We start from the raw sequence: 25,936 nt of genomic DNA, 5'->3' as shown, positions 1-25,936 counted from the left end.
GCGAAGGCTTAAAAGTAGATTGCAAATCGCATAGTATTGATGTTCCCGATGGTGTGAGTATTATGAAGGTTGGAAGTAGTGAGGTGGTAAAAGGAAGTAATTGTGGAGGAAAATATTGCATTAAAAAAGGAGATAAGAGCGAACTCAAGTTTTGTTATTTTTACAACATGAGTAGAAAGTATAAATTTGGAGAGCAATCAGGAGCCTATTTTATTAGCTTCTCAACAGTTAATTGGATAGACGTATTTACGAGAATAGAATATTTTGATTTAATTATAGAATCTTTAGAGTATTGTAGAAAAAACAAAGGGATGGAGATTTATGGCTATTGTATAATGCCAAGTCATATCCATTTGATAAAGGTTTTACTTCTAGAAAAATAATGAAAGCGATAGTTGAAAATGAACAGGAAAGCAGAAAAGAATGGATGCTTTGGATGTTTGAAAGAGCAGGGAAAAAAGAATAGTAATGTGAAACAAAGACTGTTTTGGCAACAAAACAACAAACCAATAGAGATTTGGTCTTTAAAAGTTTTTGAACAGAAACTAAATTACGTTCATTATAACCCTGTACAAACAGGTTTTGTAACAGATCCAATAGATTGGAAGTATAGTAGTGCTAGAAACTATGGCAACAACGATCAAACAGTTTTAGAGATTGATATAAATTGATTTTTCTTTGTGGGCACGAGCAAGATGCTCGCGCTAGCAGGGGATTTATAAAAATTTAATATTTGTTACTGGTTCTCAAACTTTCAAAAGAATTGGAAACTATTATAATACTAGTCAAAAACCAAAAAAGAGGAAAATAATGAAAATTAAATTAAAAGATTTGATTGCTATTTTAATAATTATATGCTTATTTATTTTTATTTTAAAAGGCATTTTTAAACAAGCTTTTAATCAATTTGAAATTAAATCAAATAATGCTAAAACGGTTGGAATTGTTTATAATTTAAAAATTTCAACAAGATCTTGTATCTTACATTACAAATACTTAGTTGATAAAGATACTTTATTTGGAGCAGTAGGAATAAATCCTTCTAAATGTGATTTTTTAAGAGAAAACTGCTTAAATAGAAAATTTTATGTCTACTATTCTCTAAAGAGTCCTAAAAAGAGTTTAATAAATTTAGGTAAATATAACGAAGAAAAGAAGACAGTTGAGTTTTTTAAACCATATTAGACTTCCCTCAGCTAGCGCGAGCATCTTGTTCGTGCCTACAAACAAAATCAGGCAAAATCAGGTTTTAATAGTTTTGTTATTTTTACAAAATGAGTAGAAAGTATAAATTTGGAGAGCAATCAGGAGCCTATCCCCGCTCCTCAAAGTCTCCTGATTTTGAGGATTAATAATATATTTAATGTTTAATTAATTTTCTATAAAAAATAACTTCATTTATAAAAGATTTACCGAAGCCACAGGACTGTCTTTAGAAGAAGTGGTAAAACTAAGAGTGAAAAAGCAAACAATATAGAATAGTTCTCCTCAAAAAATATTTTTTTAACTTGTTTACGGATTACCGCACAAAGCAAAAAAATTACTGCATTACTTTTGAAAAAGCAGCCGAATTGTCTTTTGTACGTATTTATACGTATAAAAAACACCCAAAAATACGTATTTATACGTATTGTGGATTTAGAAAGAATGGTTTAGGTTTGTGAAAAGTAAAAATAAAAAGAGACTAATCCATCCATTCAGGTTCATCTTGTAGCAGGTTTTTTTAGAGTAAACTTAAAAAGATATTCTTCAAGGAATACTTTTTAGAGTTTAAAACTAAATTGAAACTTGGTTGATGATTAGAAAAAATGCTATGTAATAGCGTAGATATACACCCGAAATGGGGTAGATTGGTGCTATAGAGCAGCGAATATAAATAAGTTAGGTAACTTTAAACCAACCCCGGCAAAAAATAACTTAAAACAATAAAATGGAATATTTTTTAGAACTAAAATTTGAAGATTCAAATTACAATGCATTGATTCATTTTGCAACAACTTTCTTAACAAATTCTGAAGCTGAAGGTAAGCTGTTCGTAGAAGAATTATTATCAGCTTTTCAAAGAAGAAAAGTTATGATTTTGTCATACTCATATAATCGAATTGATAATAATCCTGAACTTAGAGAAAGAATGTATGAATATCACGACTTCTATTTAAACCGAGCAACTGCAAGTATTCAAGTTGAACAATTTCACGTTGAGAATCCTAATCAAGAAAAGTCACTGTGGGACAACTTAATTGGGAAATTTTTTGAAGGAGAAGATTCTACAGCGAATATTGGCAATAAATACGAAATTCCAGTTAGAGTTGTTGATAAGAAAACAAGAAACCCTATTAATAGCGAATTTTATTATTTTTCAGTAGAACAGTTAATTCCAAAAGGCTAAAGCTACCCTGCTCTGCAAAGTTTCCCGACTTTGAGGTCTAATAAAAAAAGTTAATTTGTTACTACAAAAGAATCTTTAATCATAAAATATTTAAGTCAATGACTTTTTATAATTTATCCTGCCCCGCTAGTGCGAGCATCTTGCTCGTGCCTACAAACAAAATCAGGCTAAATTAGGTTTCAATAGTTTTGTTATTTTTACAAAATGAGTAGAAAGTATAAATTTGGAGAGAAATCAGGAGCCTATTTTATTAGTTTTTCAGCTAGCACGAGCAAGATGCTCGCGCTAGCGGGGTTTTTCTCTTAATTGCAACAGCTCTTTCTTATACAATAAAACTATTTTGATTGGAACATCTATGCTCGTTTTATACATGATTTTCATTGTCTTAATCCATATCTACAAAGGAAACCCATCTGAAATTGTAATTCTAATTCTTATATCAACCATATTCGCTTCGTATATAAGAAAACCACAATTATTTCATCAAAAACCAAATTAAATCACTACTAAACAATACTTTCAAAATTTAAAAAGTTATACATTTTTTTAGTCATTAGTGAATAATTATTAGTACTAAACAGTTAGAGAAAATTAAGTTGTAAGGTTAACATCTAGAATACCAAAACTTTTTCACTTTACTTCTCGCTATTCACTAATCACTATTTACTAGACATCAACAACTTTGCCAAAATCACTAAAAACAGGGCTCGTGAATGGTTTTGACGTGTTTTGACCGGTTTTGACGTRTTTTGATGTRTTTTGACGTAYTTAAAGGGGTTAAATARGGCCTTTGTTCGGAGATTGTTCGGAAAAGCTTCGGTCAAGYAGCGGTAAACAGGCACTTTTTCGCAACAACTTCCGAACGAAACTGCTACTTGACTGCTACTAAACCTAAAAAATTAGTGGTTAGTGGAAATTAAAAAAAAGTAACACACTTCATCTTTTCTTCTTCAAATTTCAAACATTTTATCACAAAAGTGTTACCCTGTAAAGGGTTTTATTAGCAGTTTCTCAAGGCTATTATAAATGTTGCCTTTATGAAAAGAATGTTGAGTTCTTGTATAACTTCTCGATACGCTTCGCACTCGAAGGGACGAGTATCGAGAACTACAAACTTGTCATGCTGTAAGCATCCCATTAGCAATGGAAGTTCTTGTATAACTTCTCGATACGCTTCGCACTCGAAGTGACGTAGTTTGAGTCGTCTGTTCGAGTGTTTTTTATGGAATAAAATGGAATAAAACTTCTCGATACGCTGCGCACTCGAAGTGACGAGTATCGAGAACCACAAACTTGTCATGCTGTAAGCATCCCATTAGCAATGGAAGTTCTTGTATAACTTCTCGATACGCTGCGCACTCGAAGTGACGAGTATCGAGAACTACAAACTTGTCATGCTGTAAGCATCCCATTAGTAATGGAAGTTCTTGCATAACTTCTCGATACGCTGCGCACTCGAAGTGAAGTAGATTGTGTTTACTATGTATTGAAAAGAAATTTTAGTTTTTGCACCACGTCTGTTTGAGTGTTTTTTGTGTAGTAAAACGGAACAAAAAATGTATCGAGAACCGTTTTTAATGAAATTTTTCTTGTTTTCGATACGATTTTCTGTCGAAAACACTCGAACTGATAAAAAAAATCATCAAAAATTAATTACACCCAACGGGTTTTTATTATAAAATTGCAGCATAATAACAAGAAATTCTTCATACAAAAGCAAATCATTACTCCCAATATTCCAAACAAAAAATCAATTAAAAAAAACAAAAAAACACACAAGTCAATTCATATAAAAAAATAATAGAAATGTAGAAAATGCATTTAATTTTTATAAATTGCTATAACTAAATAAATTTAATATGTCTAGAAAATATTTTTCGCTACTTTTTCTTTTTATCAGCATTTCCATTTTTTCACAAACCAAGCTAAATGAAAAAAATCTTGATAAACAACTATTAAAATTACAAGAAACCACTCAAACAGTTGGTTTTTCAGTTGCCATTGTTAAAGACAATCAAGTAATCTATTCCAAAGGATTTGGTTATAGAGATGCAGAACAAAAATTAAAAGCAAACGAAAATACTTTATATCCTATTGGTTCCACTTCAAAAGCATTTACTACTGCTTTATTAGGTATTATGGAAGAAGAAAAAGGATTAAAATTTACCGATAGTCCTATAAAATACTTACCTGAGTTGAAATTTTACAACGATGAATTAAATAATAAAATCACCATTTTAGACATGATAAGCCATCGCACAGGTTTACCACGTCATGATTTTTCATGGTATTTATTCCCTATCGAAAACAAAGACAGCCTTTTGTCTCGTGTAAAATATCACGAACCTTTTACAGGCATAAGAGAAAAATGGCATTATAACAATTTCATGTACTTAGCACAAGGTTTAATCACAGAAAAACTAACAGGAAAAAGTTGGGAAGACAATATTAGAGAACGTTTTTTTAAACCATTAAATATGTCAACTTCAAATTTAAGCATTGAAGAACTAAAAAAACAATCAAATATTTCAAAAGGATATTCATTAGAAAATTTTGAAACCAATGAAGCAATTCCTTATTATGATATTGCAGCAATTAGTCCAGCAGGAAGCATTAATAGTAGTGTAAAAGAAATGGCAAATTGGCTTAAAATTTGGCTAAATGAAGGAAAATTAAATGAAGTTCAAGTATTACCTAAAAGGTATGTAGAAAAAGCCATTAATCCATTAATGTTAGTTGGTAACGGTATTGCAGACAAACAATTTCCAAACCAACATTTAAATAGTTATGGTTATGCTTGGTTTGTTTCTTCATATAAAGGACATTATAGAGTAGAACATGGAGGAAATATTGATGGTTTTTCTGCAAATGTATCTTTTTTTCCTACCGATAAAATTGGAATTGTTGTACTCACAAATCAAGATGGATCAGCTTTACCAACTCTAGTAAGAAACGCAATTTCTGATGAAGTTTTAAATTTAGAAAAAACAGATTGGGTAGCCTATTATGACAAATTAATAGCACCTTTAAAAAAACAAATTAAAGACAAAAAAGAAAAAGAAGCAGAAAGCAAAGTTAACCATACAACCCCAACACATAATATAACAGAATATACTGGGAAATATAACCATAAAGGCTATGGAACATTTCAAATTGAAGTTAAAAATGATTCGCTTTGGGCAAACTTTACAAGAGAAAAAGTATATTTAAAACATACACATTATGATGTTTTCAAAGGATTTGCTCTAAAAGGCAATAAAGTAAGCAGCGACGAAGTAGGTTCAAATTTCAATTTTCAGACTAATGATTTAGGAGATATTGAATCAGTTAAACTAAATATAGAAACTACTTTAGATCCAATTATTTTTAAAAGGAGTCCTTTAGAAGTGGCTGTTTCTACAGAAAAATTGAATAAATATGTAGGAAGCTATTTGCTTTCTGGAGTAGAGCTAAAAATTTCTATTAAAAATGACAATTTAAAACTTTTTGTTCCTGGGCAACCAGAATATACTTTAATTCCAATAAAAGAAAATGAATTTTCAATTAAAGGATTATCAGGATACAAAGCTGTTTTTGAAGAGAAAGACAATAAATTAAATGTAGTATTACACCAACCTAATGGAGTGTTTACTGCTGTAAAACAATAACCATAATTGTATTAAGCAAAAGTATAATATTAGCACTTTTCATTAGTCTAGCTTCTTGTAATGTAAACAATAAATAACCTATGATATTGTGATTGAAAATGCAAGAGTTATTAATCCAGAAACCAATGCTAATGAAAAATGGAATGTGGTAACTTCTGGAGATAAAATCCTATAAATAATTAAAAGCAAACTAAAAGAAAAAAAACATAAACGGAATAGATGTATTTTTTAATTGAAAAGGGTAAAAATGAAAGCTAAAGCACTCCTTGAAAAAGTAATTAAAAGTGAACTGAAAAAATGAAAACAGTAACCGTTTTAGGATGTGGAATTGTAGGCTTAACAACTGCCATCAAACTACAAGAACAAGGATACAAAGTAACAATAATTGCTAAAGAGCGTTTTAACAAAACACTTTCTAGTAAAGTTGGTGCAATTTGGTTTCCCTTTGAAGTTCATCCAAAAGAAAAAGCCAACAAGTGGGCAACACTTGCCTACCAAGAATACTTGTTAGATATAAAAGAAGGAAATGGCATTGCTTTTATTCCATTTATAACCTCATATAATAACGAAAGCAACACCGATTGGACAAACCAATTACCCAAAGAATCTGTTAGAAAAGCTTTAGCATCAGAATTACCAAAAGGAATAGAAATGGCATATATTTCAATAGTTCCCTTGGCAGAACCACTTTTATATTTACCTTATTTATTTACCCGTTTTACAAATAATGGAGGAGCATTTAAAGAACAACAAATTATAAGTTTACAAGAAGCAGCAAATCTAAATACATTAGTAATTAATTGCACCGGTTTAGGTGCAAAAGAATTATGCAATGATACTGATTTACAACCAATGCGGGGACAAATATTACGCTGTGAAAAAATGGATATTCCATCTTATGCTGATTCAATAAAAAAAGGAGCATTGAGTTATATTATTAACCGAAGCGAAGACTGTGTAATTGGCGGAACTGATTACGAAAATGATTGGAATACCAATGTAGAAATAAATGATACAAACTTAATTATTAAACGCCTTTTAGACATTGGATTATCACAAAAAACGCCCAATATAATAGAAGAAATTGTAGGTTTAAGACCAAAAAGAAGCGCTGTTCGTTTTGAGTTTGACGAAAATTTCTCCAATATTTTTCACAATTACGGTCATGGTGGAGCTGGTTTTACAGTAGCTTGGGGTTGTGCCATTGATCTTGTTGAAATAGTAAAACATGAAATTTATTACTGAATAAATAATTATAATTAAAAGCAGTTAAAAGTAATGACTTAGGTAAAAACATACTTTCGAGTCTTCTCTAAAGACACAAAAGGTTGCGTTATATTTGTTTTAGTTTAGACTAGTCTCCACTTCTTTTAGCTGTAAAACGTTGTGTTTAATGTAAAAAAACAAATGGAATATAAATTACCAGAAGATAAAATCCCAATTTTCAACTTAAATTTTGAGAAAGGAAATGAGTTGGTTGATGGTTTGATTATAACAAAAGGAGAAAGAAGACCGAAATTAGGATTTTGGAATAAAAGAAAAGCTAAAAAAGCAATCAAATATTATTCTAAATGCTTGTCTATGATACCAAATCATTGGCAAACGAATTGGTTGATAGCAAAGGTTTACCAAGCAATGTCCGAAAATAAAAAAGCTTTAAATCATTTTGAAACAGCGGTTAAAATAGAAAAAACAAATCCCGACTTACCACGCGAAGCCTCAATTTCTGCAATGGATTCAGGAAATGTAAAATTAGCGGTAGAATATTCTCAAGAAGCAATTAATCGTGAATCAAATGACGCTGGACTTTATTGTAATCATGCTTTAAACTTGATGGTTTTAGGTAATGATGATAAAGCTAAAATTTATATTGATAGAGCAATAAAAATGGCTCCTGATGATGAAATAAATAAAAATGTTTACGCACTAATAAATGCTGTTGCGAGTGGTGAAAGAAAAAGACCAAAATACAATGAATTGAACTAAAAATACGAAACACAACAAAGTTGAAGAAAAAGGAATAAAACAAAAGGGAGTATATAGATCAGTATTAAATCTTCAACTTACAATAATCAAGATCGTTAGCAAATATCCAGACAAATACTCAATTTAAATGAAAGAATTTAGTGCAAAAATTGAAATTATCGGAATAAATCCCTTCGTTTTTATTCCAGACGACGTTTTGAATTATATTTTTGAAAAGGCAGAAAAAAATAAAGGAAAGATTCCAGTTCGCATCAAAATTGAAGGACACGAGTTTGAACAGACCTTGATAAAATACAGCGGACATTGGCGACTTTATTTAAACACTCCAATGAGGCAATCTGCCAAAAAAGAAGTTGGACAAATAACACGAATTGAAATCGAGTTTGATCCAAACGAAAGAAAAGTACCCTTTCATCCAAAATTTAAAAAAGCGTTGGAAGAAAATGAGAATGCAAAAAAGATATTTGATAATTTATCACCTTCCTTACAAAAGGAAATTTTGAGATATTTGTCATTCCTAAAAACAGAAGAAAGTATAGACAGAAATGTAAAAAAAGCCGTAAATTTTCTTCTTGGAAAAGAGAGGTTTATTGGAAGAGAAAAACCATGAGATTATTTTCTATTGATATGTAACAAAATAGTGAAATGAATATTAATATGCAATTACATAAGGATATAAGATTGAGCATGATAAATAGTATTCTAATCTCTTTTGTAGTTGAAAAGAAGTAAAGTCTGTCAAAGTATTTAAGGATTTTTTTATATTGCGAAAGAATTAAATACTTTGAAAAATATTTACAACAGAACTACTGATGTATTGAATTCCAATTGCAATAACTATAAATCCAATAATCCTAGAAATGGCTACAATACCTGAAGCTCCTAAAATTCTAGAAATGTAGTGAGCACTTCTTAAAATTAAAAAGATGGTTAGAGCAACACATAAAATAGCAATACAAGTTATCATTTTTTGTGTTATTTCGGGTTGTTCTTGATACATAGCAATTAATAATGACATAGAACCAGGACCAGCAAGCATTGGCATGGCTAAAGGAGTTAATGCAATGTCATTTCTACGCATAGCATCATTAGTTACTCTTTTATTTACTCCTTTTTTCTTGCTAACATTACCAGAAAGTAAACTAAAACCAGAATTAACAATCAATAAACCTCCAGCAATTCTTAGAGCATCTATGCTAATTCCGAAAAAAATAAGTACATATTTTCCAATGAAATAAGAGATAATTAATATTATTGCTACGTTAATGGCTGCCCAAAGAGAAATTCTAGATCGTTCTTGTTTAGTATCATCTTGTGTAAGTCCTACAAAAACAGGAACAGCTCCTAAAGGGTTTAAAACAGAAAATAAGGCGGCAAAAACATAAATAAATAATTCCATTCGATTTTTTTACAAAGTAAGTTGTACTTTTTTAGTTAAAGTTTAAAAAAATGTTATTTCAAAGTTATGATTAATTTTTATTAAATTTATAAAAAAAATAGATAAATGAAAACATTAGTTATAGGAGCTACTACAAATAAAGAGCGATATGCATATAAAGCAATTCATAATTTAGTAGGAAAAAGCCATCAAGTAGTTGCTATAGGTGCAAAATCAGGAATGGCTTTAGATGTTAAAATAGAAACTGAAAAAATTCCATTTTTAGGAATTGATACAGTAACACTATATATCAATCCGAAAAGACAAGAAGAATACTATGATTATATCATTTCTTTAAAACCTAGAAGGGTAATTTTTAATCCAGGAACAGAAAATCCCGATTTTTATAAATTATTAAACGATAATGGTATTAAAAATGAAATTGCTTGTACACTTGTTCTACTTGCGACTAATCAATATTAATCCTAAAAAAGTTAATATTCCATTTATTAATAATAGTTCAAAACCAAATTGATAATAATTGTTTTTTGCAAATAAGACAGCACATTCCCATTTGGTTTGTGCGATACTACAATCTGTAAAATCAAATTTTAAGTAGCTATATATTGCTGTTGCAATGCTAATTATATATGTTAAAATAGGGGATAGTATTGCAACTATTGGAACGTACTTATCTTTAACTTTAATTTTGGTAAACAATCCAAAAGCGTATAAACCTAGTAATGGACCATAAGTGTATCCAGCATAAGTGAAAAGTTTAGAAATTACACTAGCATCGTTAATTAAATATTTGAAAGAGATAATTACTAAAATTAAAATTAGAGAAATTAAAACATGTATTTGTTTTCTAACTTTTACTTGTTTTTTAATGTCATATTTTTTTTCAATATTTAAAATATCAATGCTAAAAGAAGTTGTTAAAGAAGTTAAAGCGCTATCAGCACTACTATAAGCAGCAGCAATTAATCCTAATAAGAAGAAGATGAAAATTCCTGAACCTAAATAGTCTTTTGCTAAAACAGGAAATAAATCATCTTTATGAGCATCTATTCCGTTTTGTTGTGCATAAACAGTTAATAATAAACCTAGACATAAGAATATCAAATTAACTATAGTTAAAACAATAGTGAACCAAAAGATATTTTTTTGCGCATCTTTCAAACTTCTACATGTTAAGTTTTTTTGCATCATATCTTGATCTAACCCAGTCATTACAATAGCAATAAAAGCTCCCGATATAAATTGTTTCCAAAAGTAATCTTTAGATAAAATATCATCGAAAAAGAATGTTTTAGACAAGTCACTATTTGAAATAAAATGGATTAATGTATCTCCTCCTAAATCTAATGAACCGCTTACATGATAAATCGTAACACCTAATGCAATTAACATAAAAAGAGTTTGCAAAGTATCGGTCCAAACAATTGTTTTAATACCAGATTTAAAAGTATATAGCCAAATTAGAAGTACTGTTATTGTAACTGTTTGCCAAAATTCAATTCCTAATTCATCAAATAAAATAATTTGCAATACGTTTGCTACAAGATATAATCTAAAACTAGCACCTACAATTCTTGATAATAGAAAGAGAGAAGCTCCTGTTTTATACGAATAATTTCCAAATCGACTGTCTAAATAGGTGTATATTGAAGTCAAGTTGAGCTTGTAATATAAAGGCAATAATATTGTTGCTATTACAAAATAACCAACAATATATCCTAGTACAACTTGCATATAGCTAAATTGAGAACTTTCAATCCAACCAGGTACAGAAATAAAGGTAACTCCAGAGAGCGAAGCGCCAATCATTCCAAAAGCGACTAAATACCAAGGAGATTGCTTATTTCCTTTAAAGAAGGATTCATTGTCATTTGTTTCTTTTCTTCCAACAAAAAAGGAAAAAACGATTAAAAGAAGGAAATAAGAAAGAATTATAGTTATAATTGTAATGGGTTGCATAAATAGTAATATTGAGAAACAAAGATAATAGAATAAATAAATTATTCTAAAGTGTTACTTTTGTATTTTTGTAAACTATGGAATTACCTTCAAGATTATTAGAAAATGCTGTCGATGAAATCTCTCAATTACCAGGAATAGGTAAGAGAACTGCTTTACGTTTAGCATTGCATCTTTTAAGACAGCCAGAGAATCAGACTTTATTGTTAAGTTCTGCATTAGAAAAAATGAGAAAAGAAATTCAGTATTGTAAACAATGTCATAATATTTCAGATTCAGAAACATGTAAGATATGTGAAAGCAATACAAGGAATAAATCGATAATTTGTGTTGTTGAAGATGTTAGAGATGTTATGGCAATAGAAGGAACAGGTTCGTTTAAAGGAGTTTATCATGTTTTAGGTGGTAAAATCAATCCTATTGAAGGAATTGGTCCATCACAATTGAATATAAGCTCATTAGTTGCTAAGGTATCAAAAGGAGATATTAGTGAGGTAATCTTCGCATTGAGTTCAACAATGGAAGGAGATACTACAAATTTCTATATATATAAGCAATTAAAAGAATATTCAGTTTTAACGTCTACAATTGCTAGAGGAATTTCTATAGGTGATGAATTAGAATATGCAGATGAAGTGACTTTAGGAAGAAGTTTAATGCATAGAATACCTTTTGAACAGTCAATCAAACAAGTTTAATGAGATTTTTCAGAATATATTCAGAAAGATATAATTCTAACAACTATATTTGTTTTTTTTAAAGAAAAATGATGAAAATAAAACACATCTTACCATTCATAGTTTTGTCAATATTGTTTACTTCTTGTATTCCAAATAAAGATTTGGTCTATTTGCAAAACCCAAAAAAAGATAATCAAGCAATAGAAGTTAATGCAGCAGCATCAAAACCATATAGAGTACAAACTAATGATATTTTAAACATTTCTATTAAAGCTTTAGATCAAAAATTAGTTGAAATGTTTAATCCATCAACTTCTCAAAATCAAAGCGCAAATCAAGTGTCTCCACAAAATTTATATTTTAATGGATTTAGTGTTGATGATCATGGGAATATTCGAATTCCAGTTTTAGGAGAAGTAAACGTAATGGGATACACTGTTGAAGAAATAAGAGAAACAATTGAAAAAAGATTGTTAGATGAGTATTTTAAATATGAATCTAGAATTTTTGTTACAGTAAAATTAGCAGGACTTAGATACACTGTTAATGGCGAAATAGGAAGTCCAGGAACAAATGTTTTATATCAAGATAAAGCTACAATAATGGAAGCCATTGCAAACTCTGGAGATATAACTTTGACAGGAGATAGAAAAAATGTGCAAATTATACGTAAATATCCTCATGGTTTTGAGACATATACTATTAATCTAACTGAAGCTTCTGCAATAGAATCGCCTTATTTTTATTTACAACCAAATGATTATATCTATATAAAACCATTAAAACAAAAATCTTGGGGAACTGGAACTACAGGAGTTCAAACAATAAGCACAATAATCACAGCCCTATCACTTATTACAACAACTATTTTATTAACAAGAAATTTGTAATTATTTTAAAATGTTAGATATTAAAGATTTTACTTTTTTTGAATCTCAATCCAACTTCGATTTTAAAGGATTTTTTTTTAAAATTATAAGATATTGGAAATGGTTTCTATTGTCTTTAGTTATTGCATTTCTCATTGCCTATAATGTAAATATCAGAAAAGAGAAAATATATGGAATGGAATCTGTAATTGTTGTTAAGGATGAAAATAATCCTTTTTTTACATCAAATACAAGTTTAGTTTTCAATTGGGGAGGCGTATCAGATAAAGTGCAAACGGTTATTACTACTTTAAAATCGCGTTCGCATAATGAAATAGTAGTAGAAAAGTTACAATATTATATTCAATATAAAGTTAAAGACAAATACTTTTTTAAAGACGCTTATGGAAATGTGCCTTTTACTGTTCAAATAGATAAAAACAAAGGGCAATTAGCATCAACACCTATTCAAATTAAATTTATAAATGAAAGTCAATACGAACTAAGTGTTGATTTTGCAGAATATCCTTCAAGATCATTAATTCATTATATTGATAATTCTAGAAGTGAAATAGCTATTGATGAAGAAATTTTTAAAAAAGTATATAAAATAAATGAAGAAGTTAATCTTCCTTTTGCACATTTTAGAGTACAATTAAACCCAAATGCTAGTCAATATACAGGAAAAGAATATTATATAGGATTTGAAGATTTTAATAATACAGTCATAAAATATAAAAGTATTAATATTGAAGCCGATAATAAAGCACAATCGGTTGTAAGTCTACAATTACAAGGAACAAATAAAAACAGACTAGTTGAGTATTTAAATACAACCGTTAATGTATTGAGAAAAAATCAATTAGACAGTAAAAATCTTTTTGCAACTAATACTATTGATTTTATCGATAGTACTTTAGTTATAATGGAAGGACAGATTAAAGATGCAGAAAGTGAGTTAAAAGATTTTAGAAAAGGGAAAAATGTATTTGAAATAGAAGGAGGTGGACAAATATTAACAGAAAAATTATCTGAGTATGATGTTCAAAAAGACGAAGTAGATAGAAAAATAAGATATTTAAACAATTTAAAATCATATTTAGATAAAAGCATCGATTTTTCAACGTTGCCAGCTCCAAGTGTAGCCAGTATAGAAGATCCAAATATCATTTCTAATGTTTCAAGATTAATTGAGTTATCAAAACAAAGAGATGAATTAAATTATGCAGTTAAAAGCGGTAAAATGTTTACCGAATTTGACGTTGAAATGGATGCTATAAAGAAAGTGCTTTTAGAAAATATTTCTAGTTCAAAAAGTGCATTAATGATAGATTTAAGTATCATAAATAAAAATATTTCTAAAGCAGAATCTGAAGTAAGTGTTTTACCAGAACAACAACAAGAGCATTTAAAAATATCTAGAAAATATAACTTAAAAGATAATATTTATAATACGTTTTTACAAAAGCGAAGTGAAGCTGAAATTGTAAAAGCAGCAAACATTTCAGATATAGATTTTATTGATCCAGCAAAAGATGTAGGAGGAGGATTAAGGGGCCCAAAAACAAGTATCAATTATATCTTAGCAGTATTATTAGGTGTTTTAATACCTTTAATAATCATATTCATTTTAGTCTTGTTAGATAATAATTTAAACACTATTGATGATATTCAAAAGCTAACAAAAATTCCAATAATAGGAGTTGTAGGAAAGAAAAATACAGAAAATAATTTATCGGTTTATGAAAAACCAAAATCACCTTTAGCAGAATCCTTTAGAGCTATTCGCTCTTCATTGCAATTTTTATATAAAAAACAGAAGAATGAAGGATCAAAAATATTAATGCTTACTTCATCTATAAGTGGAGAAGGAAAAACATTCTGTTCGATTAATTTGGCAACCGTTTTTGCATTAAGCGAAAAGAAAACAATTATTGTAGGATTAGATTTAAGAAAACCAAGAATATTTGGAGATTTTAATATTGATAATGTAACAGGAGTTGTCAATTATTTAATTGGACAAAAAAAATTAGATGAGGTAATCCAAGAAACACATATTCCTTATTTAGATTTAATATCATCGGGACCAATTCCTCCAAATCCAGCAGAATTATTGATGGGTGAAAGTATGAAAGAAATGATTGATGAATTAAGACTTCGTTATGACTATATAATTTTAGACACACCGCCAGTAGGATTAGTTTCTGATGCATTAGAATTAGCACATTATTGTGACGCTACATTGTATGTTACTAGACAAGGTTTCACAAAAAGAGGTATGCTTTCTGTTGTGAATGAAAAACATAGAAGAGGAGAGTTACACAATATCAGTATTTTGTTTAATGGATTTCATAATAAAACAAAATATGGCTACGGCTACGGATATGGTTACGGCTATGGTTATGGTTATGGAGCTTACGGTGAATCATATCATGATGAACAAGAAGAACAAAAAGGATGGAGAAAAATTTTGAATAAATGGAGGAAAAAATAATCTTCATTATTCTTAAAAGATAAATATGATTACAAATAAAAAAATACTTATTACAGGAGGAGCTGGTTTTATCGGTTCAAATCTTTGTGAATATTTTTTAGCAAATAATAACAAAGTTGTTTGTTTAGATAACTTTTCTACAGGACATAAATATAATATTGAATCATTTTTGTTGAATAACAATTTTACTTTAATTGAAGGAGATATTAGAAATATAGAAATATGTAGACAAGCAACAAAAGGAGTTGATTATATTTTACATCAAGCAGCTCTTGGTAGTGTGCCAAGATCAATAGCAGATCCTATAACGTCTAATGAAGTAAATGTTTCAGGATTTTTAAACATGCTTGTAGCAGCAAGAGATGAAAAAGTTAAAAGATTTGTTTATGCAGCAAGTTCATCTACTTATGGAGATTCAGAATCATTACCAAAAATTGAAGATGTAATAGGAAAACCATTATCTCCTTATGCAATTACTAAATACGTTAACGAGTTATATGCAGACGTGTTTAGTAAAACATATAACATTGAAACTATTGGTTTAAGATATTTCAATGTTTTTGGAAGGAATCAAGATCCAAACGGAGCTTATGCTGCCGTCATACCTAAATTTGTAAAACAATTAATGAATTTAGAAAGTCCAGTTATTAATGGAGACGGAAACTTTTCTAGAGATTTTACATATATTGATAATGTTATTCAAATGAATGAATTAGCATTATTAGCAAATGATAAGAAAGTAATAAATACAATTTATAACACAGCTTGTGGAGATAGAACAACACTAAATGATTTAGTAAAGTATTTAAAAAGTATATTGTCAGAATATAATTCTGAAATTGCAAATGTAGAGGTTATATATGGTTCTAATAGAGCAGGAGATATTCCTCATTCATTAGCAAGTATAGAAAAAGCAAAAAAAATGTTAGGTTATAATCCGCAATACACATTAGAAAAAGGATTACAAGAATCTGTCAAATGGTATTGGGATAATTTAAAATAAGTTATGATTAAAAATATTTGTTGTATTGGTGCAGGGTATGTTGGAGGACCAACCATGGCTGTTATAGCTCAAAAATGTCCAAATATTAAAGTTACCGTTGTTGATTTAAATCAAGATAGAATTGATGCTTGGAATAGTTCAAATTTAGAGAATTTACCAATTTACGAACCTGGTTTAGATAGAGTCGTAGAAGAAGCGAGAGGACGAAATTTATTTTTTTCTACAGAAGTAGATAAAGCAATTGATGAAGCTGAAATGATCTTTATTTCAGTTAACACACCTACAAAAACGTATGGTGTAGGAAAGGGAATGGCTGCTGACTTAAAATATATTGAACTTTGTGCACGTCAAATAGCAAGAGTTGCAAAATCAGATAAAATTGTAGTTGAAAAATCAACATTACCAGTAAGAACAGCCCAAGCAATAAAAGACATTTTAGACCATACAGGAAATGGTGTTAACTTTCAAATATTATCAAATCCTGAATTTTTAGCAGAAGGAACTGCAATCGATGATTTATTCGCGCCAGATAGAGTTTTAATTGGAGGAGATACAACAGAAAGTGGCCAAAAAGCAATAAACCAATTGGTTGATATTTATGCAAATTGGGTTTCAAAAGATAGAATATTAACAACAAATGTTTGGTCTTCTGAACTTTCAAAATTAACGGCTAATGCTTTTTTAGCGCAACGTGTTTCTTCTATTAATGCTATGAGTGAATTATGTGAAAAAACAGGAGCAGATGTAAACGAAGTTGCAAAAGCTATTGGTATGGATAGTAGAATTGGATCAAAATTTTTGAAAGCATCAGTCGGATTTGGAGGGTCGTGTTTTCAAAAAGATATATTAAATCTAGTCTATATTGCTAAATCATACGGATTAAACGAAGTTGCAGATTATTGGGAACAAGTTATTATAATGAATGACCATCAAAAACGTCGTTTTGCAAAAAATATGATAAGCACATTATATAATACTGTTTCAGGTAAAAAAATTGCTTTTTTAGGTTGGGCATTTAAAAAGGATACTAATGATACAAGGGAATCGGCTGCAATATATGTTGCTGATGATTTAATAAGTGAACAAGCAATGGTTTCAGTTTTTGATCCTAAGGTAGATGAAACACAGATTTTATTTGATTTAAATTACCTTGAAACAAGATCAGATATTGAAAATAAAAAGTATATTAAAATAGAAAAAGATCCATATTCTACTGTAGAAAATTCGCATGCAATTGCAATTCTAACAGAATGGGATGAATTTAAAACTTATGATTGGAAACGAATCTACGATTCAATGTTAAAGCCAGCATTTGTTTTTGATGGAAGAAATTTATTAGATAAAAAAGAATTAGAAGAAATTGGTTTTGTATATCAAGCCATTGGATCATAAACCATGAATATGAAAATTGCAATAATAGGGTTAGGATATGTAGGTTTGCCTTTGGCAAGATTATTTGCAACTAAATTTTCTGTTGTAGGTTTTGACATTAATAAGATTCGAATAGAAGAATTAAATAAAGGGATAGACTCTACTTTGGAAATAGATAATAGTACTTTAAAAAAAGTATTATTATCCTCAAATGCTAATGAAATAGGACTTTATTGTTCTTCTGATTTAGAAGATATTAAAGATTGTCAATACTATATCATTACAGTTCCTACACCAGTTGATAAGCATAATAGACCTGATTTAACACCACTTTATAAAGCAAGTGAAACAGTAGGGAAAGTACTTAAAAAAGGTGATGTTGTTATTTATGAATCTACAGTTTATCCTGGTGCTACAGAAGAAGAATGCATTCCTGTTCTTGAAAAAAAATCGGGACTTAAATTTAATATTGATTTTTTTGCAGGATATTCACCTGAAAGAATTAATCCAGGAGATAAAGAACATACTGTTGAAAAAATATTAAAAATAACTTCAGGTTCAACCCCAGAAATAGGAAAAAAAGTAGATGATTTATATAAAACGGTTATAACTGCCGGAACACATTTAGCGCCGACAATAAAGATAGCTGAAGCTGCAAAAGTAATTGAAAATTCTCAGCGTGATATAAATATTGCTTTTGTAAATGAGTTAGCTAAGATTTTTAATTTATTAGAAATAGATACTCAAGCTGTTTTAGAAGCAGCGGGAACAAAATGGAATTTTCTTCCGTTTAAGCCAGGATTAGTTGGAGGTCATTGTATAGGTGTTGACCCTTATTATTTAGCACAAAAAGCACAAGAAAAAGGATATCATCCAGAAATTATTTTAGCAGGAAGACGTCTTAATGATAGTATGGGAGAATATGTAGCTTCTCAGATTGTTAAATTAATGATTAAGAAAGGAATAAGTGTTAATGAAGCAGAATTACTAATGATGGGAATTACTTTTAAAGAAAATTGTCCAGATGTTAGAAATACTAAAATAACAGATGTTATTTCATCTTTGGAAGAATATGGAATAAAGGTTACTGTTTTTGATCCATGGGCAAATAAAGAAGAAGTAATGCATGAATATGGTATAACAAGTATTACTGAAAAACCATCTAGAAAATTTGATGCTATTGTACTAGGAGTAGCTCATAAAGAATTTCAAAATATTGATTTTGATTTGTTGAAAAAAGAAAATAGCGTCTTGTATGATGTGAAAGGAGTTTTGAGTTTACCAGTTGATGGTAAATTATAGACTACAATTATTTCTTTTTTAGTACTAAATAAGTAAAAGAGATTATATAAAATTAGAGTATGTACAAAAAATGGATTAAGAGATTAGTAGATGTTTTATTTTCCATTATTGGATTATTTCTTCTTTTTCCTATTATACTTATTTTAATATTATTCCTAACTTTAACTAATAAAGGGAATCCTTTTTTTATTCAAAAAAGACTAGGGAAAAATAAAAAAGTTTTCAAGATTATCAAGTTCAAAACTATGAACGATAAGAAAGATAATAATGGAAATTTACTTCCCGATGAGAAGCGATTAACTCCAATTGGAAATTTTATCAGAACAACTTCTCTAGATGAAATTCCTCAACTTATAAATGTTATTATTGGTACTATGAGTTTAGTAGGACCAAGGCCATTATTAACGCATTATGCCAATTTATATTTACCCTTTCAAGATCGAAGGCATGAAGTGCTTCCTGGTATAACAGGTTGGTCTCAAATAAATGGTAGAAACGCATTAGATTGGAATAGAAGATTTGAACTAGATGTTTATTATGTTGAAAATCTCTCATTTTTATTAGATATTAAAATCCTTTTAAAAACAATAATAAAGATTTTTAATAGAGAAAATATTACTGATAATAGTATTACTATAGAACCCTTTTTAGATTCTACAGATTTGTATTTATACGGAACAGGAGAATGGTGTGAATCATTTATAAATTTAATATTATCTGAAGGAAAGTATAATATTAAAGCAATTTTTGATGATTTTCCTAAAGTTGAAAAAATATTAGAGTTTCCAGTAATTAAAATGGAAAATATAGAATTATTAGAAGATAAAAACATTATTATTACTATAAAAGACAATAAAATAAGAAAGAAAAAAGCACTATTTTTTAAATCGAATTTTGTAACTATAATTCATCCTAAAGCTACTGTTTCTAAATTTTCAAGTATTGGAAAAGGAACCCAAATTATGGAAAATGTTATTGTTGAAGATAAAGTAACAATAGGAAATCATATTGTTATAAATGAAAATACAAGTATAAAAAAATCATCTGTTTTAGAAGATTATGTGTATGTTTCTTCAAATGTTATTTTAGAAGAAAATGTTGTAATAGGAGAGTTAACAAAAATAAATGAAGGAGTAAAAATACTTGAAAATGTTATAATAGGAAAGAATGTCATAATCAAAAGCAATGCTATTGTGAGTAAAAATATTCCAGACAATTCAATTGTTGAAAAGGAATAGCAATTATAATAAGTATGAAGCAAGAGAAAAATAGAATATTACTTTCTCCTCCTCATATGGGAGGAAATGAACAGAAATACATTGCTGAAGCTTTTGTTAATAATTGGATTGCACCATTTGGACCAAATATTAAAAAATTCGAGAAAGATTTAGAATACTATTTGAAAGAGAATAGCAATGTTGTTGGTTTAAATTCAGGAACAGCAGCCATACATTTGGGACTAATTTTATTAGGAGTAAAATCAGGAGATGAGGTTCTTTGTCAAAGCTTAACTTTTTCAGCATCAGCTAATCCTATTGTATATCTTGGTGCAAAACCTATATTTATTGATAGTGAAAAAGAGACTTGGAATATGTGTCCAATAACTCTAGAAAATGCTATTTTGGATAGAATTGAAAAAGGAAATAAACCTAAAGTTATCATTGCTGTTCATTTATATGGAATGCCTTTTAAAGTTCAAGAAATTAAAAAAATTTCAGAAAAATATAATATTCCCATTTTAGAAGATAGTGCAGAAGCTTTAGGAAGTACTTATAATAATCAAAAATGTGGAACATTTGGAGATATTTCAGTTTTATCATTCAACGGAAATAAAATTATTACTACTTCAGGAGGAGGAGCACTAATTGCAAAATCAAAAGAAATAAAAGATAGAGCTGTTTTTTTAGCAACTCAAGCAAAAGATAATGCACCTCACTATCAACATTCTGAAATTGGATACAATTATAGAATGAGTAATATATGTGCAGGAATTGGAATAGGGCAAATGGAAGTTTTAGATTCTCATATTTTAGCAAGAAGAGAAATAAATGCTTTTTATAAAACGTTTTTTGAAAACAATAAAAATATTTGTCTTTTAAAAGAATCAAATGATAACTTTTATTCAAATCACTGGCTTAGTATTATACTTTTAGAATCGTATGAGAAAAGAGAAATATTACGAAATGCTTTTGAAGAAGCAAATATAGAAACAAGACCTGTTTGGAAACCAATGCATTTACAGCCTATATTTAAAGAATATCCATATTATGGAAGTAAGAATTCAGAAAATTTATTTGAAAGAGGACTGTGTTTACCTTCAGGATCAAATTTAACAGATAATGATAAAACTCGAATTTCGAAAGTAATCAGTTCATTTATTAACTAAAAAAGACATTTTTACTTATTGCTAATTCAAATTTGTCTAAAGATTTTATGAGAATTTTATTTTTAAAAAATTCAATATGATTTTTATGATGAATATCAGAACCTACAAAATCAATTAAATTATGATTAAGTAACTTTTCAGCTATCATAGTTACATCTTTTCCATAATAACCAACACTTGAAAGTAAGTTCATTTGAAAAAGACAACCAGCTTTTTTTAATTCTTCGTAAGTAGAAAATTTCGAATGGAAAAAAGTATAACGTTCAGGGTGCGCTAAAACAGGCTTATATCCTTTTAGTTGTAATTCAAAAAGAATATCATATAATTGAATAGGCGCATTTAAATAAGACATTTCAACTAAAACATAATTGTCTTTTAAAGTAAGTAAATCCTCACTTTCAAACTGTATTACAAAATTTTCATCCATGTAATATTCAGAAGCACAATCAAGTTGAAGTCTACTGCTCTCAAAAGTGAGTTCTTTCTCAACTTTTTCCTTAGTCTCAATTATAGTTTCCTTTGAATTATTCCATACATTTTTTATAGTATGTGGAGTTGCAATTACTTTTTTAAAACCTAAATTAATCATCTCATTCATTAAAAAACGAGAATCATCCATTGTTTTTGCACCATCATCAATACTAGGAAGTATATGAGAGTGAATGTCAACATAGTCATTAGGAATTAATTCGGAAAGTTTAGGTTTTGATTTGAAAAAGGGAAACATACTAAAAATTTACATTGCAAATATAAAGATAGTTTAATTAAAAAACAGTTTTAATAAAGGTGTAAATCTTTACCTCATGTAACTTCTTAATAAATTATATTTTAATTGAATTTTCGGGTTATGAGAGACTAGTTTTAATTTAAATTATTTGTTACCTCTAGAAAATAGCTTATTTTTGGTGCGACTACAAAGCAAGCCTCTAATTTATGAACAAATCAGAATATATTGAAGAAGAATGGTTATTTGAAATTAAACCTAAAAATAAATTTTTCTCTCTTAATTTAAAAGAAGTTTGGAGATATAGAGATTTGTTGCTACTTTTTGTAAAAAGAGATATTGTTACTGTATATAAACAAACAATATTAGGTCCACTATGGTATTTAATTCAACCATTATTTACTGCCATAACATTTACTATTATTTTTAATAATGTAGCAGGAATAGAAACAGGAAAAGTACCTTCTTTTTTGTTTAATTTAGCAGGGATTATTGTATGGAATTATTTTACATCCTGCTTAAATGAAACATCCGATACTTTTAAGAAAAACGCAGCTATTTTTGGAAAAGTTTACTTTCCAAGGGTAATTATGCCTATGTCCATTGTAATAACAAACTTGGTGAAATTAGGAATACAATTACTAATTTTTATAGGCTTTTATATGTATTACATGACACAAGGCATGCAAAATACACTTTCAAAAACTATTTTTCTTTTTCCTTTTCTTGTAATTATTATGGGCTTTTTAGGACTAGGACTTGGTATGATTATTTCTTCTTTAGTAACTAAATATCGTGACTTAACCTTTTTGGTTAGTTTCGGAGTACAGTTATTGATGTATGTTTCAGCAGTTATGTATCCTATGACTTTAATTAAAGAAAAACTGCCTCAATTTGGCTGGTTAATTGAATATAATCCATTAGCTTATGTTGTTGAAACATCACGCTATATTTTGTTAAATGAAGGAAGTTTGTCAGTCAATGGATTAGTTTATACATTGGTTTTTACTATAGTTATTTTTCTTTTCGGATTGATTATGTTTAATCAAACAGAAAAGAAATTTATTGACACAGTTTAAAATAATATGATTGTAAATAAGAAATGAAGAAAAATAATATCATATTAAAGGCTGAAAATATTTCTAAACAATATCGTTTAGGAACAGTTGGTACAGGAACATTAAGTCATGATTTAAATCGTTGGTGGCATAAAATAAGAGGGAAAGAAGACCCATATTTAAAGGTAGGAGAAACAAACGATAGAAGTATTAAAGGTAATAGTGATTATGTATGGGCTTTACAGGATATTAATTTTGAAGTTGAAGAAGGAGAAGTTTTAGGTATTATTGGTAAGAATGGAGCAGGAAAGTCTACTTTATTGAAAATATTATCTAAAGTTACCGCTCCAACTACCGGAGTTATAAAATCAAGAGGAAGAATTGCCTCATTACTTGAAGTAGGTACGGGTTTTAATCCTGAATTAACAGGAAGAGAAAACATCTATTTGAATGGAGCTATTTTGGGAATGACCAAAAAAGAAATCACTTCAAAGCTGGATGAAATTATTGAATTTAGTGGATGTGAACGCTACATTGATACACCTACAAAACGCTATAGTAGTGGAATGACGGTTAGATTGGCATTTGCTGTTGCTGCTTTTTTAGAGCCAGAAATTTTGGTAGTAGATGAAGTATTAGCTGTTGGTGATGCTGAATTTCAAAAGAAAGCTATTGGTAAGATGCAAGATATCTCTCGTGAAGGAGGAAGAACAGTTTTATTTGTAAGCCATAATATGGCAGCTGTGAATGCATTATGTGAAAAATCGATTTTGCTAGAAAATGGTAAAATTATTAAATCAGGATTAACATCTGAAATAGTACCTTATTATCTCTTGTCATCTCAAAAAGAAGAGATGATGACATCAGAAATTATCTTTGAAGAAGATAAAGATAAAGATTTTCAATTTTTAAGCATGAGAATGGTTGATTCAGAAAATAGTTTAATTAAAAATTCTATAATTTCTACAGAGCAAGCTTTTTTTCTACAAATTAGGTATCTATTTAACATGGAAGTTCTTAAATGTCATTTAACCATAATAATTAAAAATTCGCTTGGAGAAGTTGTGTTGTTTTTAGATAGAACGGATTTTTATAAAGAATTTTTTGTAGCTGAGAAAGGAATTTATGAGACAATTGTAAGAATTCAGAACCCTCTTCTAAAACCGGGAGAGTATTTTTTAACATTCGGTTTAGCTAATCAATATTCAAATAGTAATGATCATAAATTTGATATTTTAAAGTTTAGAATAGAAGATATCAGTTCAATTAGAAAAACTAGAGAAGGAGATTTATTTATTCCTACTAAGTGGGAAATGAAAAAAATATGTTATGAATAAATTAATTGGTAACTTAATTATTAAGTTTATATGTAAAGCTGATAGAGAGTTAAGGAGTAGTTTGTTTAATTCTTTAGAAGAAAATTATTTTTCTCAAAAATATAAACGGTATCGTGAGAGGTATAAAATTAATTCTGATTTTAGATTTAATGGTCTTTATATAAATTTTTATGGAGAAGGTGAATTAATTTGTGGGAGTAATTCTTACATTGGAAATTTTTCAACAATTCAAATCAATAAAGGCTGTAAAGTGAGTATTGGTAATAACTGTGCGATTTCACATAATGTCAGGATTTATACAGAATCCTATGAGGCTGATCAAGATTTTAATCAAATTCAAGATAAAGCATTTTATAAAGGTAATGTCATAATAGGAGATGGAGTTTGGATTGGAGCTAATGTTTTAATTAATCCAAATGTTACCATTGGAGATAATGTTGTCATAGGAGCTAACTCAGTTGTTACAAAAGATTTGATGCCTTTTTCAGTTTATGGAGGTGTACCTGCGAAATTAATTAGAAGCAAATCAAAGTGAAATTAATAACTAAAATAAAAAAGAAAATTAGAAGCCTTTTTGTTTCTTCAGCTATTTATCCTGAGAATAAGGAGTTGAGAACGCTATTTAATTCTTTTGAAAAAGCTGTAATTCTCGGTTCTGCGGAGTCTATTAATAATTTAGATATAACTCTTTTTAAAAATGATTTTGTAATTACAATGGGTAATTTTTATGAGCATCCAGAAATAAAAATTATAAACCCAAAAGTACATGTTTTTGCTGCTTCTCATCCTCCTATAACAGAAAAAGTATTAAAGAACTGGTGGAGAAGATGTAATGATATTCTACCTAAAAATACAATTTTGTTAATTGAAAAAAGAGATGAAAAAATAGCAAAAGAAATTTTTGCGGATAGAAAAATATTTTTTTATTCTTACGGAGGAAGTTTACCAGTTGATTTAACGAAAAAGATTTTATCTCCTTGGAGTGTCACAGTTGTAGGAATACAACTAGCCATTTATTGCAAGATTCCTAAAATTATTTTATTAGGCGTAAATCATGATTGGCAATGTATTAAAAAATATACTCATTTTTATGAACATGATAAACCTTCGTTAGAATATTATTTGAAAGAAGAAAATATAAAAATTAGTTATGAAGAACAGAAACAGCCTTTTCCTAAAGAAAGATTATATAGAGAATATGAATTATATCAACAATATGAAAGTTTAAAAGAGGAAAGTGTTAAATTAGGATTGCAGATTGTTAATGGAGATCCTTTTTCTTTTTTTGATGTATTTCCTTTTGATAAACAAAAACAAATTATAAAATCTTAG

Annotated in this window: 22 protein-coding genes and 1 pseudogene; 20 read left to right on the top strand and 3 right to left on the bottom strand. The window is 28.7% G+C overall.

Going from position 1 to position 25,936, the window contains the following annotated elements; translation table 11 throughout:
- Nucleotides 1-167: 167 nt before the first annotated feature.
- The 7 genes and pseudogenes from SY27_RS17360 to SY27_RS17330 all read left to right on the top strand — a co-directional run bounded on the left by SY27_RS17360 (nt 168) and on the right by SY27_RS17330 (nt 8,632).
- Nucleotides 168-671: pseudogene (locus SY27_RS17360) on the top strand (transposase).
- A gap of 139 nt (nt 672-810) precedes the next feature.
- On the top strand, nt 811-1,185 hold the full coding sequence (locus SY27_RS17355; RefSeq protein WP_045972736.1) for a hypothetical protein: 375 nt from the start codon (nt 811-813) through the stop codon (nt 1,183-1,185).
- Nucleotides 1,186-1,930: 745 nt separating this feature from the next.
- Complete coding sequence (locus tag SY27_RS17350; protein WP_045972734.1) at nt 1,931-2,389, top strand: hypothetical protein; 459 nt, start codon at nt 1,931-1,933, stop codon at nt 2,387-2,389.
- A gap of 1,859 nt (nt 2,390-4,248) precedes the next feature.
- Nucleotides 4,249-6,036 carry a serine hydrolase gene (locus SY27_RS17345; protein ID WP_045972732.1) on the top strand — a complete coding sequence of 596 codons (1,788 nt, stop codon included), beginning with the start codon at nt 4,249-4,251 and terminating at the stop codon, nt 6,034-6,036.
- Nucleotides 6,037-6,333: 297 nt separating this feature from the next.
- The gene (locus tag SY27_RS17340; RefSeq protein ID WP_045972730.1) at nt 6,334-7,281 is read left to right on the top strand and encodes an FAD-dependent oxidoreductase; all 948 of its coding nucleotides are present in this window, start codon (nt 6,334-6,336) and stop codon (nt 7,279-7,281) included.
- Between the two features lie 162 nt (nt 7,282-7,443).
- Nucleotides 7,444-8,022, top strand: coding sequence for a tetratricopeptide repeat protein (locus tag SY27_RS17335; RefSeq protein ID WP_045972728.1), 579 nt, complete (start codon nt 7,444-7,446; stop codon nt 8,020-8,022).
- A 127-nt stretch (nt 8,023-8,149) separates the two neighbouring features.
- On the top strand, nt 8,150-8,632 hold the full coding sequence (locus SY27_RS17330; protein WP_045972726.1) for a YdeI/OmpD-associated family protein: 483 nt from the start codon (nt 8,150-8,152) through the stop codon (nt 8,630-8,632).
- A 165-nt stretch (nt 8,633-8,797) separates the two neighbouring features.
- On the opposite strand, the gene SY27_RS17325 is transcribed toward SY27_RS17330, so the two are convergent.
- Nucleotides 8,798-9,421 (bottom strand): MarC family NAAT transporter, encoded by a 624-nt coding sequence (locus SY27_RS17325; RefSeq protein WP_045972725.1) that lies wholly within the window; start codon nt 9,419-9,421, stop codon nt 8,798-8,800.
- Nucleotides 9,422-9,526: 105 nt separating this feature from the next.
- On the opposite strand from SY27_RS17325, the gene SY27_RS17320 reads away from it, so the two are divergent.
- Entirely contained in the window at nt 9,527-9,883 is a 357-nt protein-coding gene (locus SY27_RS17320) for a CoA-binding protein (RefSeq protein WP_045972723.1), read from the top strand.
- On the opposite strand, the gene SY27_RS17315 is transcribed toward SY27_RS17320, so the two are convergent.
- Nucleotides 9,860-11,380 (bottom strand): sodium:solute symporter, encoded by a 1,521-nt coding sequence (locus SY27_RS17315; protein WP_045972721.1) that lies wholly within the window; start codon nt 11,378-11,380, stop codon nt 9,860-9,862. The genes SY27_RS17320 and SY27_RS17315 overlap by 24 nt on opposite strands.
- Before the next feature lie 77 nt (nt 11,381-11,457).
- Here SY27_RS17315 and recR point away from each other — a divergent pair, with 77 nt between their 5' ends.
- From recR to SY27_RS17275, 8 genes are all read left to right on the top strand, one after another.
- Complete coding sequence (gene recR, locus SY27_RS17310; RefSeq protein ID WP_045972719.1) at nt 11,458-12,078, top strand: recombination mediator RecR; 621 nt, start codon at nt 11,458-11,460, stop codon at nt 12,076-12,078.
- A 68-nt stretch (nt 12,079-12,146) separates the two neighbouring features.
- Nucleotides 12,147-12,950, top strand: a complete 804-nt coding sequence (locus SY27_RS17305; RefSeq protein WP_045972717.1) for a polysaccharide biosynthesis/export family protein — start codon at nt 12,147-12,149, stop codon at nt 12,948-12,950.
- Between the two features lie 10 nt (nt 12,951-12,960).
- Nucleotides 12,961-15,423, top strand: a complete 2,463-nt coding sequence (locus SY27_RS17300; RefSeq protein WP_045972715.1) for an exopolysaccharide transport family protein — start codon at nt 12,961-12,963, stop codon at nt 15,421-15,423.
- Nucleotides 15,424-15,448: 25 nt separating this feature from the next.
- The gene (locus SY27_RS17295) at nt 15,449-16,426 is read left to right on the top strand and encodes an SDR family oxidoreductase (RefSeq protein WP_045972713.1); all 978 of its coding nucleotides are present in this window, start codon (nt 15,449-15,451) and stop codon (nt 16,424-16,426) included.
- Nucleotides 16,427-16,429: 3 nt separating this feature from the next.
- Nucleotides 16,430-17,818 carry a UDP-glucose 6-dehydrogenase gene (locus SY27_RS17290; protein ID WP_045972711.1) on the top strand — a complete coding sequence of 463 codons (1,389 nt, stop codon included), beginning with the start codon at nt 16,430-16,432 and terminating at the stop codon, nt 17,816-17,818.
- Nucleotides 17,819-17,821: 3 nt separating this feature from the next.
- A complete protein-coding gene (locus SY27_RS17285) occupies nt 17,822-19,099 on the top strand; it encodes a nucleotide sugar dehydrogenase (RefSeq protein WP_045972710.1) in 1,278 nt (425 codons plus the stop codon).
- A gap of 59 nt (nt 19,100-19,158) precedes the next feature.
- Nucleotides 19,159-20,337, top strand: coding sequence for a sugar transferase (locus tag SY27_RS19315; protein ID WP_045972708.1), 1,179 nt, complete (start codon nt 19,159-19,161; stop codon nt 20,335-20,337).
- 14 nt (nt 20,338-20,351) lie between these two features.
- The gene (locus tag SY27_RS17275; RefSeq protein ID WP_045972705.1) at nt 20,352-21,485 is read left to right on the top strand and encodes an aminotransferase class I/II-fold pyridoxal phosphate-dependent enzyme; all 1,134 of its coding nucleotides are present in this window, start codon (nt 20,352-20,354) and stop codon (nt 21,483-21,485) included.
- Here SY27_RS17275 and SY27_RS17270 read toward each other — a convergent pair.
- Nucleotides 21,478-22,212 carry a tyrosine-protein phosphatase gene (locus tag SY27_RS17270; protein ID WP_045972704.1) on the bottom strand — a complete coding sequence of 245 codons (735 nt, stop codon included), beginning with the start codon at nt 22,210-22,212 and terminating at the stop codon, nt 21,478-21,480. The two genes, SY27_RS17275 and SY27_RS17270, sit on opposite strands and share 8 nt — an antisense overlap.
- Nucleotides 22,213-22,418: 206 nt before the next feature.
- Here SY27_RS17270 and SY27_RS17265 point away from each other — a divergent pair, with 206 nt between their 5' ends.
- Genes SY27_RS17265 through SY27_RS17250 form a run of 4 tightly spaced genes read left to right on the top strand, consistent with a single transcriptional unit; the run spans nt 22,419 to nt 25,936 of the window.
- On the top strand, nt 22,419-23,288 hold the full coding sequence (locus tag SY27_RS17265) for an ABC transporter permease (RefSeq protein WP_045972702.1): 870 nt from the start codon (nt 22,419-22,421) through the stop codon (nt 23,286-23,288).
- 23 nt (nt 23,289-23,311) lie between these two features.
- Entirely contained in the window at nt 23,312-24,604 is a 1,293-nt protein-coding gene (locus SY27_RS17260) for an ABC transporter ATP-binding protein (protein ID WP_045972700.1), read from the top strand.
- Nucleotides 24,597-25,139, top strand: a complete 543-nt coding sequence (locus SY27_RS17255; protein WP_082084385.1) for a DapH/DapD/GlmU-related protein — start codon at nt 24,597-24,599, stop codon at nt 25,137-25,139. Before SY27_RS17260 ends, SY27_RS17255 begins: the two co-directional genes overlap by 8 nt.
- Nucleotides 25,136-25,936 (top strand): hypothetical protein, encoded by an 801-nt coding sequence (locus tag SY27_RS17250; protein WP_045972698.1) that lies wholly within the window; start codon nt 25,136-25,138, stop codon nt 25,934-25,936. Before SY27_RS17255 ends, SY27_RS17250 begins: the two co-directional genes overlap by 4 nt.

The organism is Flavobacterium sp. 316 (assembly GCF_000967805.1).
In the GTDB taxonomy this organism is placed as follows: Bacteria; Bacteroidota; Bacteroidia; order Flavobacteriales; family Flavobacteriaceae; genus Flavobacterium; species Flavobacterium sediminilitoris.
Note: the sequence above shows the minus strand (reverse complement) of the source record. Positions and strands in the feature narration are given on the sequence as shown.

What these genes read in the sequence shown, in the direction of transcription:
- SY27_RS17355 (WP_045972736.1), top strand. Translation starts at nt 811, where the DNA reads ATGAAAATTAAATTAAAAGATTTGATTGCTATTTTAATAATTATATGC.
- SY27_RS17350 (WP_045972734.1), top strand. Translation starts at nt 1,931, where the DNA reads ATGGAATATTTTTTAGAACTAAAATTTGAAGATTCAAATTACAATGCA.
- SY27_RS17345 (WP_045972732.1), top strand. Translation starts at nt 4,249, where the DNA reads ATGTCTAGAAAATATTTTTCGCTACTTTTTCTTTTTATCAGCATTTCC.
- SY27_RS17340 (WP_045972730.1), top strand. Translation starts at nt 6,334, where the DNA reads ATGAAAACAGTAACCGTTTTAGGATGTGGAATTGTAGGCTTAACAACT.
- SY27_RS17335 (WP_045972728.1), top strand. Translation starts at nt 7,444, where the DNA reads ATGGAATATAAATTACCAGAAGATAAAATCCCAATTTTCAACTTAAAT.
- SY27_RS17330 (WP_045972726.1), top strand. Translation starts at nt 8,150, where the DNA reads ATGAAAGAATTTAGTGCAAAAATTGAAATTATCGGAATAAATCCCTTC.
- SY27_RS17325 (WP_045972725.1), bottom strand. Translation starts at nt 9,421, where the DNA reads ATGGAATTATTTATTTATGTTTTTGCCGCCTTATTTTCTGTTTTAAAC.
- SY27_RS17320 (WP_045972723.1), top strand. Translation starts at nt 9,527, where the DNA reads ATGAAAACATTAGTTATAGGAGCTACTACAAATAAAGAGCGATATGCA.
- SY27_RS17315 (WP_045972721.1), bottom strand. Translation starts at nt 11,380, where the DNA reads ATGCAACCCATTACAATTATAACTATAATTCTTTCTTATTTCCTTCTT.
- recR (WP_045972719.1), top strand. Translation starts at nt 11,458, where the DNA reads ATGGAATTACCTTCAAGATTATTAGAAAATGCTGTCGATGAAATCTCT.
- SY27_RS17305 (WP_045972717.1), top strand. Translation starts at nt 12,147, where the DNA reads ATGATGAAAATAAAACACATCTTACCATTCATAGTTTTGTCAATATTG.
- SY27_RS17300 (WP_045972715.1), top strand. Translation starts at nt 12,961, where the DNA reads ATGTTAGATATTAAAGATTTTACTTTTTTTGAATCTCAATCCAACTTC.
- SY27_RS17295 (WP_045972713.1), top strand. Translation starts at nt 15,449, where the DNA reads ATGATTACAAATAAAAAAATACTTATTACAGGAGGAGCTGGTTTTATC.
- SY27_RS17290 (WP_045972711.1), top strand. Translation starts at nt 16,430, where the DNA reads ATGATTAAAAATATTTGTTGTATTGGTGCAGGGTATGTTGGAGGACCA.
- SY27_RS17285 (WP_045972710.1), top strand. Translation starts at nt 17,822, where the DNA reads ATGAATATGAAAATTGCAATAATAGGGTTAGGATATGTAGGTTTGCCT.
- SY27_RS19315 (WP_045972708.1), top strand. Translation starts at nt 19,159, where the DNA reads ATGTACAAAAAATGGATTAAGAGATTAGTAGATGTTTTATTTTCCATT.
- SY27_RS17275 (WP_045972705.1), top strand. Translation starts at nt 20,352, where the DNA reads ATGAAGCAAGAGAAAAATAGAATATTACTTTCTCCTCCTCATATGGGA.
- SY27_RS17270 (WP_045972704.1), bottom strand. Translation starts at nt 22,212, where the DNA reads ATGTTTCCCTTTTTCAAATCAAAACCTAAACTTTCCGAATTAATTCCT.
- SY27_RS17265 (WP_045972702.1), top strand. Translation starts at nt 22,419, where the DNA reads ATGAACAAATCAGAATATATTGAAGAAGAATGGTTATTTGAAATTAAA.
- SY27_RS17260 (WP_045972700.1), top strand. Translation starts at nt 23,312, where the DNA reads ATGAAGAAAAATAATATCATATTAAAGGCTGAAAATATTTCTAAACAA.
- SY27_RS17255 (WP_082084385.1), top strand. Translation starts at nt 24,597, where the DNA reads ATGAATAAATTAATTGGTAACTTAATTATTAAGTTTATATGTAAAGCT.